The organism is Lichenibacterium ramalinae (assembly GCF_004137085.1).
Classification (GTDB): Bacteria; Pseudomonadota; Alphaproteobacteria; order Rhizobiales; family Beijerinckiaceae; genus Lichenihabitans; species Lichenihabitans ramalinae.
Map to the genome: position 1 here is coordinate 15479 of NZ_QYBC01000020.1, position 12467 is coordinate 27945.

A 12467-nucleotide genomic window follows, 5' to 3' on the forward strand; every position below is an offset into this window, starting at 1 on the left:
CCACCATGCCGCAGCACGTCGATCACGCTTCCTCCGCGTCGCGCCCGGTCCGGGCCAGGCCCGTCCGGCGCCCCGCGCCGCCACCCTCGGACGACCTCCGCGCCAAGGCCTTGGAGGTTCACCGGCGGCTCGGCGCGGTGTTCGGCCTGCCGATCCCGTATTTCCACAGCCTCGACCCCTTGAGCGAGCTGGTGTCGTCGCTGCTGTCGCACCGCACCCGCAATGCCGAGTCGGGCCGCGCCTTCAAGGCGCTGCGGGCCCGCTTCCCCGACTGGTCCGACATGGTCGAGGCCGACACCGCCGAGGTCGAGGCGGCCATCCACGGCGTGACCTGGCCCGAGGCCAAGGCGCCGCGCATCCAGCAGGTGCTGGGCGACGTGCGCGACCGCCACGGCGACCTCAGCCTCGACTTCCTCGCCGACATGGACCCGGAGGATGCGCGCGCCTGGCTCGCCGCCATCCCGGGCGTCGGGCCGAAGACCAGCGCCGCCGTGCTGTCCTTCTCGACGCTGCGCATGCCGGCGCTGCCGGTCGACAGCCACCACCACCGCGTGGCGCAGCGGCTGGGCCTCATCGGCCCCAAGGTCGACGTCGGGCCGTCGCACGACCTGCTGCGCGCGCAACTGCCGCCGGACTGGTCGGCGCAGGACCTCTACGACGACCACGAGGTGCTGATGCTGCACGGCCAGAAGACCTGCCACTTCCGCGGCCCCGCCTGCGGGCGGTGCGCGCTGCTCGACCTGTGCCCGACCGGGCAGGCGCGGGGCGCGTAGGGGACTGGCGCGGAAGCGCCGCCCGTCACCCCTTGCGGAAATGCTTCGACAGCTTGAGCCCCTGCGCCTGGTAGTTCGACCCCGCCACGGCGCCGTAGAGCGTGCGCGGCGGCTCCGACATGCGCTCGTAGACGAGCCGCCCGACGATCTGCCCGTCCTCCAGCACGAAGGGCACGTCGCGCGAGCGCACCTCCAGCACGGCGCGCGAGGCGGCGCCGCCGGCCTCGGCACAGCCGAAGCCGGGATCGAAGAAGCCCGCGTAATGCACCCGGAACTCGCCCACCAGAGGGTCGAAGGGCGTCATCTCGGCGGCGTGGTCGGGCGGCACCCGCACGGCCTCCTTCGAGGCCAGCAGGTAGAACTCGCCGGGATCGAGGATCAGCTCGCGACGCGCGCGGACGTGGATGGCCTCCCAATAGTCGCGCGGGTCCAGCGCATCGACGAGGTCGACGTCGATGATGCCGGTGTGGCGCTTGGCCCGGTAGCCGACGAGGCCCGCGCCGTCGAACCCCGCGAGGTCGATCGACACCGCGACGCCGCCGGCGATCACGGGCTCGGCGCCCGCCACCAGCGGCTCCGCGGCGTGGAGGGCGCGGTGGGCATCGTCGTCGAGCCGCGCGTCGCCCACGGCGAAGCGGATCTGCGACAGGCGCGAGCCCGCCCGGACCCGCACCGGGAAGGTGCGGGGCGAGACTTCGGCGTAGAGCGGGCCCGCATAGCCGGCCTCGATCGTGTCGAAGCGGCGCGCCCGGTCGGCGATGACCCGGGTGAAGACGTCGATGCGCCCCGTGGAGGATTTTGGGTTGGCGGCGGCCCGCACCTCGGAGGGAAGGGCCAGGCGGTCGTCGAGTTCCACCACCGTCACGGTGCCGGGCTCGAGGATGACGCCGGCGGCGAGGTCGAGCGCGTCGGCCGACTGTGCCGCGATGCCGTCCATCACGCTGCGGCCCCCGCCGGGCAGGAAGCTCGCCCGCACGCGCCACGCCCGCCGGCCGAGCCGCAGGTCGAGGCTCGCGGGCTGCAGCACGGGGGCGGCGGCGTCGGGCGGGAGCGCCGACACGATGGCGCCGGCGTCGCGCAGGGCCTGGATCTGGTGGGCGGCGAGGAGGCCCGGCGCGAAAGCCGCGGTTGCAGTCATGGTGTGGGGTCCGGGGTCGAAAGCGTGCCAGCAGGTCGAGGTACGACGAACCGCCGCGCCCGCCAAGCCGCCGGCTCGACACCAGGGTAGTGACGCGTTTTGGAGTGGCAAAAAGAACGGATCGTTCTTTTATCCAGTCCAACCCCTTGCCTCGGCCGCAGGTCGGCGTATGACGGAGGCACGACACAGCGCGAGCCCGCCATGACCGACAAGTCCGCCACCCTTCGCCCCGCCACCCGCCTCGTCCATGGCGGCACCATGCGCTCGCAGTTCGGCGAGACCTCCGAGGCGCTCTTCCTGACCCAGGGCTTCGTCTACGAGACGGCCGAGGCCGCCGAGGCGCGGTTCAAGGGCGAGGAACCCGGCTTCATCTACGCGCGCTTCTCGAACCCGACCGTGCGGATGTTCGAGGAGCGCATGGCGCTGCTCGAAGGCGCCGAGGACGCGCGCGCCACCGCGTCCGGCATGGCGGCCGTGACGGCGGCCATGATGGGCCAGGTGAAGGCGGGCGACCACGTGGTCGCCGCCAAGGCGCTGTTCGGCTCGTGCCGCTACATCGTGGAAGACCTGCTGCCGCGCTTCGGCGTCGAATCCACCCTCGTGGACGGCGACGACCTCGACCAGTGGCGCGCCGCCCTGCGTCCCAACACCCGGACGCTGTTCCTCGAATCGCCCACCAACCCGACGCTGGACCTCGTCGACATCGCGGCCGTGGCGGAGATCGCCCATGCGGGCGGCGCCACGCTGGTGGTCGACAACGTCTTCGCCACGCCGCTGCTGCAGAGCCCGCTGGCGCTCGGCGCCGATTGCGTCATCTATTCGGCCACCAAGCACATCGACGGGCAGGGGCGCTGCCTCGGCGGCGTGATCCTGGCGAGCCGGGACTTCATCGACAAGCACGTCCACAACCTGCTGCGGCAGACCGGCCCCTCCATGTCGCCGTTCAACGCCTGGGTGCTGCTCAAGGGCCTCGAAACCCTGCCGGTGCGGGTGGCGGCCCAGACCGCCTCGGCCGGGCGCATCGCCGACGCCCTGGCCGGCATGCCGGGCGTCACCAGGGTGCTGTACCCGGGCCGCCCCGACCATCCCCACTACGCCCTGGCGCAGCGCCAGATGAAGGGCGGCTCGACGCTGATCGCCTTCGAGGTCGAGGGCGGCAAGGCCGGCGCCTTCCGGGTGGCGAATGCGCTGCGCATCATCGGCATCTCCAACAACCTCGGCGACTCCAAGAGCCTCGTCACCCATCCCGGCACCACCACCCACCAGCGCCTGTCGCGGGAGGTGCGCGAGGGGCTCGGCATCTCGGAAGGGATGCTGCGGCTGTCGGTCGGCCTCGAGGACGCCGACGACCTCATCGACGACCTGCGCGGCGCGCTCGACGCCGCGGCACGGGGCATTCCCCTGGCCAAGGCCGCCGAATGACGTGACGGGCGCGCCGGGCTGCGGCATAGTCGGCGGCATCGAACAGGTGCCGCCATGTACACAGCCGTCACAAGCGACATCCAGATCACCGTCATCCCGCAATACCTCGCCGACCAATCGGAGCCGGACGAGGGGCGGTTCGTCTGGGCCTACACGATCGAAGTCGCCAACCTCGGCCGCCGCACCGTCCAGCTCGTGGCCCGGCACTGGGTCATCACGGACGCGGCCGGCAAGGTCGAGACCGTGAGCGGCCTCGGCGTGGTGGGCGAGCAGCCGGTGCTCAACCCGGGCGAAACGTTCCGCTACACGTCCGGATGCCCGCTTTCCACCTCGTCGGGCGTGATGGAGGGGCATTACCGCATGGTCGACGACGGCGGCGGCTCCTTCGACGCGGAGATCCCGGCCTTCTCGCTCGACTCGCCGCAGACCCGGCGCGTCCTGAACTGACGTGCCCGTCTCTCGCCGAGCCGGGCCGGCGGAGCCGCCGTCACGGGGCCGGCAGGCGCTCCAGCTCGTCGATGAGCCCTTCGATCACGCCGAGGCCGATGCTCCAGAAGCCGGGGTCCTGGGCGTCGAGCCCGAAGGGCTTCAGCAATTCGGAATGGTGCTGGGACCCGCCTGCCGCCAGCAGCGCCAGGTAGCGCTCGGCGAAACCGTCGGGCGCGGCCCGGAACACGCCGTAGAGCGAGTTCACCAGGCAGTCGCCGAAGGCATAGGCGTAGACGTAGAACGGCGAGTGCACGAAATGCGGCACGTAGGACCAGTAGGTCTCGTAGCCGGGGCCGAGCCGGATCGCCGGCCCGAGGCTGTCGGCCTGCACCGACATCCACAGCTCGCCGATGCGCTCCGCCGTCAGTTCGCCCGACCGCCGCTCCTCGTGCAGCCGGCGCTCGAAGGAATAGAACGCGACCTGCCGCACCACGGTGTTCAGCATGTCCTCGACCTTGGCGGCGAGGAGGGCGAAGCGGGCTTCCGGCGTCTCGGCCCGGGCCACCATGGCCCGGAACGTCAGCATCTCGCCGAACACCGAGGCGGTCTCGGCCAGCGTCAGCGGCGTCTGCGCCATGAGCGCGCCCTGCGGGGCGGCAAGCGTCTGGTGCACGCCGTGGCCGAGCTCGTGCGCCAGCACCATGACGTCGCGCGGCCGGCCCTGGTAGTTCATCAGCACGTAGGGATGCACGGCCGGCACCGTGGGGTGCGAGAAGGCGCCCGGCGCCTTGCCGGGGCGGATCTCGGCATCGATCCAGCCCTCGTCGAAGAAGCGCCGGGCGATGTCGGCGAGGCGCGGCGAGAAGCCCCGGTAGGCGTCCAACACCGTGTCGCGCGCCGCCGCCCAGGGCACGGTCGCGGGCGGCGCGAAGGGCAGGGGGGCGTTGCGGTCCCAATGGTTCAGCTGCTCCCGGCCGAACCAGCGCGCCTTCATGCGGTAATAGCGGTGCGACAGGCGCGGGTGGGCGGCCTGCACGGCCTGAACCAGCGCATCCACCACGTCGCGCTCCACGCGGTTGGCGAGGTGGCGCGAGTCGGCGACGTCCTCGAAGCCGCGCCAGCGGTTGGCGATCTCGAGGTCCTTGGCGAGCGTGTTGGTGATGAGCGCGAAGGTCCGGCGGTGCGCCGCCAGCGTCTCGCCCAGCGCCGCCGCGGCCCGTTCGCGCCGGCGCTCGTCGGGGTCCTGCAGCAGGTTCAGCGTCGGCTCCAGCGCCAGGGCCTCGCCGTCCACGTCGAAGCGCAGGGCCGTGATGGTCTCGTCGAAGAGCCGCGTCCAGGCGGCGCGGCCCGTCACGGCCTTCTCGTGGAACAGCTGCTCGAGCTTGGTGTCGAGCTGGTGCGGCCGCTCCTTGCGCATGTCGTCGAGCCAGGGACGGTAACGGGCGAGCGGTCCCTCCGCGGCGAGCCGGTCCAGCGTCGCGTCGGGCAGGGCGTTCATCTCCAGGGTGAAGAAGATCAGGTTCGACGACACGGCCGTCACCCGGTCCTGCGCATCCGCCATGAACTTGGCCCGGGCCGGGTCCGACGTGTCCTCGGCGTAGAGGAGCTGCGCGTAGGAGGCGGCGCGGCCGAGCGCCTCGTCGAGCGCCTCGTAGCGCGCGATGGCCCGGGCGAGGCCGGCTCCGGCGTCCTCCGCCGCCGCCCGTTCGGCGAGGCGGCCGCGGTAGTCCGCCGCGAAACCCTCGGCGTCGCGCCCGGCGGCGTCGAGGTCGCGGGCGAAGGCGGCGGACTCCATGCCGGCGTAGAGGTCGGCCAGGCTCCAGCGCGGCACGGCGCCGAGGGCTTCGGCATCGGCCGCTGAACGGGCCTGGTGGAAGGCTGGACGACGGCGTGAAGCGATCATCGGTCTGGCGTGTCCTGGTCGTGGCGCGGTCTCTGGGCCGTCCCCATAGGCTCATCGCATCGCGCCGTCACGGGGCTGTCGACGGCCGGGCTGCCCCGCCCCGGCGTTAAGGCGCGGTTTACCCTCGTGTCCGATGGTGACCCTGCCGGCGGCGTCGAGTCCACGGCATCGGGGACGCATGACCGCCACCATCCTCATCGTCGACGACGACCCCGTCCAGCGCCGGCTTCTCGAAGCCACGGTGCGCCGGTTCGGCTACGAGCCCGAAGTCGTCGAAGGCGGCGCGTCGGCCCTGGCGCGGCTCGACGCGCCGGACCTGAAGCCCATCGACCTCATCATCTGCGACCTGTCGATGCCCGAGGTCGACGGCATGGCGGTGCTGCGGGGCCTGCGCGACCGCAAGATCCCCGTGCCCGCCATCGTGCAGACGGCCCACGGCACGATCGACACCGTCATCGCCGCCATGCGGGCGGGCGCGGTGGATTTCGTGGTCAAGCCGGTCGGCGCCGAGCGCCTGTCGGTGTCGATCAAGAACGCGCTGCGCTTCGATGCCCTCGAGGACGAGGTGCGCCGCATGACGCGCCGCGCCTCGGGCGCGCTGACCTTCCGCGACATCGTGACCAAGAGCGACGACATGGGCCGGGCGATCCGCCTCGGCGAACGCTCGGCGCGCTCCAACATTCCCGTGCTGATCGAGGGCGAGTCGGGCGTCGGCAAGGAGCTGATGGCGCGCGCCATCCAGGGCTCGTCGGACCGGAAGGGCAAGCCCTTCGTCCCGGTGAACTGTGGGGCGCTGCCCGAGAACCTCATCGAATCGATCCTGTTCGGCCACGAGAAAGGCGCCTTCACGGGCGCGACCGAGAAGCATCTCGGCAAGTTCGTCGAGGCCAACGGCGGCACGCTGTTCCTCGACGAGATCGGCGAACTGCCGCTCGACGCTCAGGTGAAGCTGTTGCGCGCCCTGCAGGAGGGCGAGGTCGACCCGGTCGGCGCCAAGCGCTCCACCAAGGTCGACGTCCGGCTCGTCTCGGCGACGAACCAGAACCTCATCGAGCTGGTGAAGCAGGGGCGCTTCCGCGAGGACCTGTTCTATCGGCTGAACGTCTTCCCCATCACCATTCCGCCCCTGCGCTCCCGCCGCAGCGACGTGGCCGACCTCGCCCGGCGCTTCGCCGCCCGCTTCGCCGCGGAGGAAGGCAAGAAGATCACCGGCATCTCGGCCGAAGCCCTGGCCCTGCTGTCGCGCTACGATTGGCCCGGCAACGTGCGCCAGCTCGAGAACGCGCTGTTCCGGGCCGTGGTGCTGGCCGACGGCGGCGAACTCGGCGTGGCCGAGTTCCCGCAGATCGCCGCCCAGGTCGAAGGCTTCGACGTCCGCGTGCCGGCCGCCCCCGCCATGGTGCCGGCCTCCGTCGAGCGGGAGATCGTCAGGGTGGAGGTGCGCGACCCCAACGTCATGCGCCTGCTCGACGAATGCGGCGACGTGCGCCGCATGGAGGACATGGAGGCCGAGCTGATCCGCTTCGCCCTGTCGCACTACCGCGGGCAGATGTCCGAGATGGCCCGCAAGCTCGGGATCGGACGTTCGACCCTGTACCGCAAGATGAAGGATTTCGGGCTGAACGAGGGCGACGAAGCCGCCGCTTGACCGGCCGCCGGCCCGTCGTCCCGGCACGGCGGTGCCCGGTCGTCCCGGCATCGCGCTGCCATGTCATCGCGGCACCACGGTGCCGTGCCAATCGGCGTCTCCACCCGCCTTTTCGGCCCATCTCCGTTGCTTTCGGGGCGGGGGCACGCTTCACCTGTCCCCTGGGCGCAAGCGCCCTTGCGGCCCCAAGCACGTCTTTCGGGCTCCGCGATTTCGACAAAGGGTTCATCCGGGATGAAAGCGCAGCGCGGCCATGCCGCTCTCTTGACGTCGACGGCCCTGCTGCTGGTCGGCACGCTCCTGCTGCCGGGGCAGGCCGAGGCCGGCCCGCGCCGCCATCGCGAAGCCGCGCTCCACGGCGGTACGGGCCAGGGCGATACGGGCCACGGCGCGATGCTGCCCGACCCCGCCGACCTCGAACCCGGCGACGGCGCCCGGGCCGCCATGTCGCGGCTCGTGGCCGAGCCCGGCAGCGTGCTCGACGCCTATGCGCCGACGAGCGGCGGCGGCGGCGGGCTTTGGCCCGATGCCGGACCCGGGCCCATGCTGGCCGCCACCGGCGACGCGCTCCCGACCGGCTCCGTGTCGACGGGCAGGGCCGGTGCCGCCGGGCCGGTGGCACCGGCGGCGGCGCCCGTGGCGTCGCCGGCCGGGCCCGATCCGCTCGCCTACGGCCCTGCCTCGCCCGACCTGCCGCTGCTCGACGCCACCACGCTCCAGCACGCCATCGAGGCCTGGGTCGGGCCGGAACCGCTGCGCGGGCTCCGCTCGATCCCGGCCGCCGTGGCCGACGAGAAGCGCTTCGACGCCCGCGCGGCCGTGCGGGACTTCTACGCCGCTCGCGGCTTCGCGCCCCTCTGGATCGTCGATGGCGGCTTCGATGGCGCGGCGCGCTCCGCCCTGGCGCGCATCGACCATGCCGCCGAGGACGGGCTCGACCTGCGGGCCACGCCCGTCACGGTGCCGCACGGCGGCGACCCCGCCGCCCTGGCGACGGCCGAGCTTTCGCTCACCGAAGCCGTGGTCGACTACGCCCGCCAGGCGAGCGGGGGGCGCGTCGACCCGGCCCGGATCGGCCCATCAGTGGCGGTCCGGCCGGAGGTCGCCGGCCCGGCCAAGGTTCTGGCGGCGCTGCGCGACGCCGCGGACGCCGGCGAAGCCCTGCGCGGCTTCAACCCGCCCCATCGCGGCTACCTGCTGCTGCGCGCCAAGCTCGCCGAGATGCGGCGTGGCGCCGACATGGCCGAGCGCGGCCCCATCCCGGCCGGCCCGGCGCTGAAGCCCGGCATGACGGATGCCCGCGTGCCGCTGGTGCGGGCGCGCTTCGGCCTCGACATCGCGGCGGCGGGCGGCGACGGCCTCGTCTACGACACGCGGGTGGCGAGCGCGGTGGCGGATTACCAGCGGGCGCACGGGTTGCCGGCGTCGGGCGTGCTGACGGCCCGCACCGTGGCGAGCCTCTCGGGCGGGCAGCCGAAGCGCCTCGAGGACGAGATCATCGCCAACATGGAGCGCTGGCGCTGGCTGCCGCGCGACCTCGGCGCCCGCTACGTGGCGGTCAACATCCCCGACTACTCGCTCGACGTCTTCGAGGGCGACCGCCTCGTGCACCACGCCCGCGTCGTGGTGGGCAAGCCCGACCACGAGACGCCCGTCTTCTCCGAGACGATGAAGTTCATCATCGTCAACCCCTACTGGAACGTGCCGCTCTCCATCGTCAACAAGGAGATGATGCCCAAGCTCGCCGCGAACCCGAACTACTTCGAGGACCACGGCTACGAGGTGGTGCAGCGCAACGGCGAAACCTACGTCCGCCAGCCGCCGGGCGACAGCAATGCGTTGGGCCGCATCAAGTTCATGTTCCCCAACAAGTTCTCGGTATACCTGCACGACACCAATGCCCGGTCGTATTTCGGGCGGGAGGACCGCGCGCTCAGCCACGGCTGCGTGCGCGTGGACCAGCCCTTCAAGCTCGCCGAGGCGGTGCTGGGGCGCGACCGGGGCTGGAGCGAGGCCCGGGTTGAGTCCATGGTGGGCGGCGCCGAGCGCACCGTGAACCTGCCGCGTCCCGTGCAGGTCCACATGAACTACTTCACGGCCTTCGTGGACGAGACCGGACAGCTGCGCCTGCGCGACGACATCTACGGCTATTCCGCCAAGGTGCGGGCGGCGCTCGGCCTCGTGGGCTGACGCCGCAGCGGCCCCGCGGCTGAGGCGCCATCGCGTCCCCGGGGAAGGGTGCGCCGTTGCCAGGGCGCCGGACGGCGGCCCTGCCGCGCGGGATTGCGGCTTCTTTTTCCCGCCGCGTGGCGCTATGGAGACAGGAACAGCCGCGGAACCGGCCCTCTGGCCACGGGGCTCACGAATCGTTAACGTCGTCCGACAATAGATCGGTTCGGTCATTGCGCGTGGCTTTCCGGAGCCGCAGCGCCAAACGAGCGAGTTCCGCATTGAAAGCATGGCGCGAGCGATCCTGGCTGAAGGCTTCCTGCCTTCTGCCCACACTCTTCGCCGCCGTGACGGGCGCCGCCATCCTCCTCGCTCCGGGTGCGACCGAGACCGCCGAAGCCAACGGCGACACCCGCACCATCCACCTGCACCATGCCCACACGCATGAAGCGATCGACGCCACCTACATGGTGGACGGGCGCTACGATCCCATCGTCCTCGAGAAGCTGAACTGGTTCCTGCGCGATTGGCGGCGCGACGAGCCGACCCACATGGACCCCAAGCTCTTCGACACGATCTGGGAAGTGTATCGCGAGTCGGGCTCGCGCCAGCCGATCGAGGTGATGTCGGCCTACCGCTCGCCCGAAACCAATTCCATGCTGCGCCGTGCGTCGCGGTCCGTCGCCGAACATTCCCAGCACATCCTGGGCAAGGCGATGGACCAGCACTACGTCGACGTGCCGATGTCGAAGATCCGCGAGATCGCCATGCGGCTGCAGCGCGGCGGGGTCGGCTTCTATCCCACGGCAGGAACGCCCTTCGTCCACATGGACGTCGGCGGCGTGCGGCACTGGCCCCGCATGAGCTACGACCAGCTGTCGCGCCTCTTCCCCGACGGCAAGACGGTCCACATCCCGTCGAACGGGCAGCCGCTGCCCGGCTACGAGATGGCCCGCGCCGAACTGGAGCAGCGTGGCGACAGCTTCAGCTATCCCACCGCCGGCGAGGTGAAGTCGAAGGGCTTCTTCGCCTGGCTGTTCGGCGGCGGCGACGACGAGGGCGACGGCGAGGCCGCCCGTGACGGCGGCGTACCGCGCGACAGCGCCCCCGCGCCCCGGCGGCGGGGCGCCACGCAGGTGGCGGCCCTCGACCCCGCGCCGGTCGGCAGCACGGGCGGCGACCCCGCCGACCAGGGCCTGACCAACACCGGCAAGGATGCCGGCGTCCACCTGTTCTCCTTCTTCGACTCCAAGCCGGACGCGCCGGCCGCCGCGCCGGTGCCGGTCGCCGCCCAGCCCGCCCGTCGCGGCACCCGCGGCCGCACGGAGGTGGCGAGCCTGCCGATGGCCGAGCCGATCAGCCCCGAGGCGCAGCAGGCGCTCGCCCAGGAAATGCAGCGGCAGGAACAGGCCAAGGCCGCCCAGGCGCAGGCCAAGGCCGCCCAGGCTCAGGCGGCGGCCGAGGCCCAGGCGGCCGCGCAGGTCGCCGCTCAGGAGCGGGCGGCCCAGGCCCAGGCGCAGGCCCAGTCTGCATCCCAAGTCGCGGCGCCGGCTTCGCCCCCGCGCGATCCCGAGCCGACCGGCCGCGGCGCCACCCCGCTGCCGCCGCGGCGGCCCGTGGAACTCGCCTCCGCCGGCCCGGTCGCGCCCGTGCCGCCCCTGCGCCCCTCCGAGACGGGCCGCTCCGACCGGGCGCCGCCGCCGGGCGCGCCCCGCATCGGTGCCGTCGCGCTCAACGCTGCTTTGGCCCGGCCGAACCTGCCGGCCGCCATCACCCAGGGCCTGGGGCAGGCGACCCCGCCGCGGGTCCTCGCCTTCGCCCCGCCGGCCCCCGCCGCCGGCGTCCCGCTGCCGGTGGCCCGGCCCCAGCTCGTGGCGGCGCGCCTCGACCGCTCGAACTTCCACAGCCTGACCGGCACCACCCGGGCCGAGCGCCTGCCGGCCCGGGCCGGCATGGGATCGGCGGTCTCGGCCCTGCGGCCGGCCGCCCAGGCCAGCCTGGCGGCGCTGGCCGCCGACGGCACGGCCGCGCCGCGCCGCGGCTTCGGTGCCAAGGCGACGGACCTGCCGACCGACCGCTTCTCCGGCGCCGCCGTATCGGGCGGGGAGCGCGTCAGCACGGCCACGCTGCACAAGCGCCCCGTCCCGGCCACCGCCGACGATTGATGGCGCGGGCCGGCGGGCCCGCCGGCCGGACGTTGACCGGCGTGCCTGAAACCCGCATGACACGCCTCCGCGGCGCGTGACGCCCCTCGTCGGGGCGGCCCGCGGCAGGAAGGCAGGGCGTCCATGCAGAAGTTCGATCACCTCAGCGGCGTCGCGGCGCCCCTCAAGATCGACAACGTCGACACCGACAAGATCATCCCGGCGCAGTACCTCAAGACCATCAAGCGCACGGGGCTCGGCCGCGCCCTGTTCGCCGAGATGCGCTACCGGGACGACGGTTCGGACGATCCCGCCTTCGTGCTGAACCAGCCCGCCTATCGCGGCGCCACGATCCTGGTGGCGGGCGACAACTTCGGCTGCGGCTCGTCGCGCGAACATGCGCCCTGGGCGCTGCTGGATTTCGGCATCCGCTGCGTGATCTCGACCAGCTTCGCCGACATCTTCTACAACAACTGCTTCAAGAACGGCATCCTGCCGATCGTGGTGACGGCCGAGCAACTCGCCCTGCTGTTCGACGATGCCGAGCGCGGCGCCAATGCCCGCGTGTCGGTCGACCTCGCCGCCCAGGAGATCCGCGGTCCCGACGGCGGCGCGATCCACTTCGACATCGACCCGTTCCGCAAGCATTGCCTGCTCGAAGGCCTCGACGACGTGGGGTTGACCATGTCGCGGACGGACGCGATCGAGAGTTTCGAATCGGCCGCGGCCGGGACGCGTCCCTGGGTCTGACCGCCGCCCCTGCGGCGGCGCGGCCGTCCGTCCGGGTGAACCGGGACGCCGCGGGCGCGTTGGACCCGGCATTTCACCGAGAGGACAGCCC

The 12467-nt window shown here is 72.5% G+C and carries 9 protein-coding genes; 7 read left to right on the plus strand and 2 right to left on the minus strand.

The genetic code is table 11. The annotated features are described in order from the left end of the window. The first annotated feature begins 5 nt into the window (after positions 1 to 5). On the plus strand, positions 6 to 773 hold the full coding sequence (locus tag D3272_RS20850; RefSeq protein WP_129221149.1) for an endonuclease III domain-containing protein: 768 nt from the start codon (positions 6 to 8) through the stop codon (positions 771 to 773). 25 nt (positions 774 to 798) lie between these two features. Here the strand turns inward: D3272_RS20850 and D3272_RS20855 are convergent, their stop codons facing one another. Then, a complete protein-coding gene (locus tag D3272_RS20855) occupies positions 799 to 1911 on the minus strand; it encodes a 2'-deoxycytidine 5'-triphosphate deaminase (RefSeq protein ID WP_129221150.1) in 1113 nt (370 codons plus the stop codon). A 201-nt stretch (positions 1912 to 2112) separates the two neighbouring features. Here D3272_RS20855 and D3272_RS20860 point away from each other — a divergent pair, with 201 nt between their 5' ends. Next, entirely contained in the window at positions 2113 to 3333 is a 1221-nt protein-coding gene (locus D3272_RS20860) for an O-succinylhomoserine sulfhydrylase (RefSeq protein ID WP_129221151.1), read from the plus strand. Between the two features lie 54 nt (positions 3334 to 3387). After that, positions 3388 to 3780 (plus strand): Co2+/Mg2+ efflux protein ApaG, encoded by a 393-nt coding sequence (gene apaG, locus D3272_RS20865; protein WP_129221152.1) that lies wholly within the window; start codon positions 3388 to 3390, stop codon positions 3778 to 3780. A gap of 40 nt (positions 3781 to 3820) precedes the next feature. Here apaG and D3272_RS20870 read toward each other — a convergent pair whose 3' ends face one another. Beyond that, positions 3821 to 5665, minus strand: a complete 1845-nt coding sequence (locus tag D3272_RS20870; RefSeq protein WP_129221153.1) for a M3 family oligoendopeptidase — start codon at positions 5663 to 5665, stop codon at positions 3821 to 3823. A gap of 178 nt (positions 5666 to 5843) precedes the next feature. Between D3272_RS20870 and D3272_RS20875 the strand changes: the two genes are divergently transcribed. From D3272_RS20875 to leuD, 4 genes are all read left to right on the plus strand, one after another. Then, positions 5844 to 7313 carry a sigma-54-dependent transcriptional regulator gene (locus D3272_RS20875; protein ID WP_129221154.1) on the plus strand — a complete coding sequence of 490 codons (1470 nt, stop codon included), beginning with the start codon at positions 5844 to 5846 and terminating at the stop codon, positions 7311 to 7313. Positions 7314 to 7547: 234 nt separating this feature from the next. After that, positions 7548 to 9503 (plus strand): L,D-transpeptidase family protein, encoded by a 1956-nt coding sequence (locus D3272_RS20880; RefSeq protein ID WP_129221155.1) that lies wholly within the window; start codon positions 7548 to 7550, stop codon positions 9501 to 9503. Between the two features lie 260 nt (positions 9504 to 9763). Next, entirely contained in the window at positions 9764 to 11647 is a 1884-nt protein-coding gene (locus D3272_RS28075) for a peptidoglycan L,D-endopeptidase MepK (protein ID WP_245496707.1), read from the plus strand. A gap of 123 nt (positions 11648 to 11770) precedes the next feature. Further along, the gene (gene leuD / locus D3272_RS20890; RefSeq protein WP_129221156.1) at positions 11771 to 12376 is read left to right on the plus strand and encodes a 3-isopropylmalate dehydratase small subunit; all 606 of its coding nucleotides are present in this window, start codon (positions 11771 to 11773) and stop codon (positions 12374 to 12376) included. The last annotated feature ends 91 nt before the right edge of the window (positions 12377 to 12467 follow it).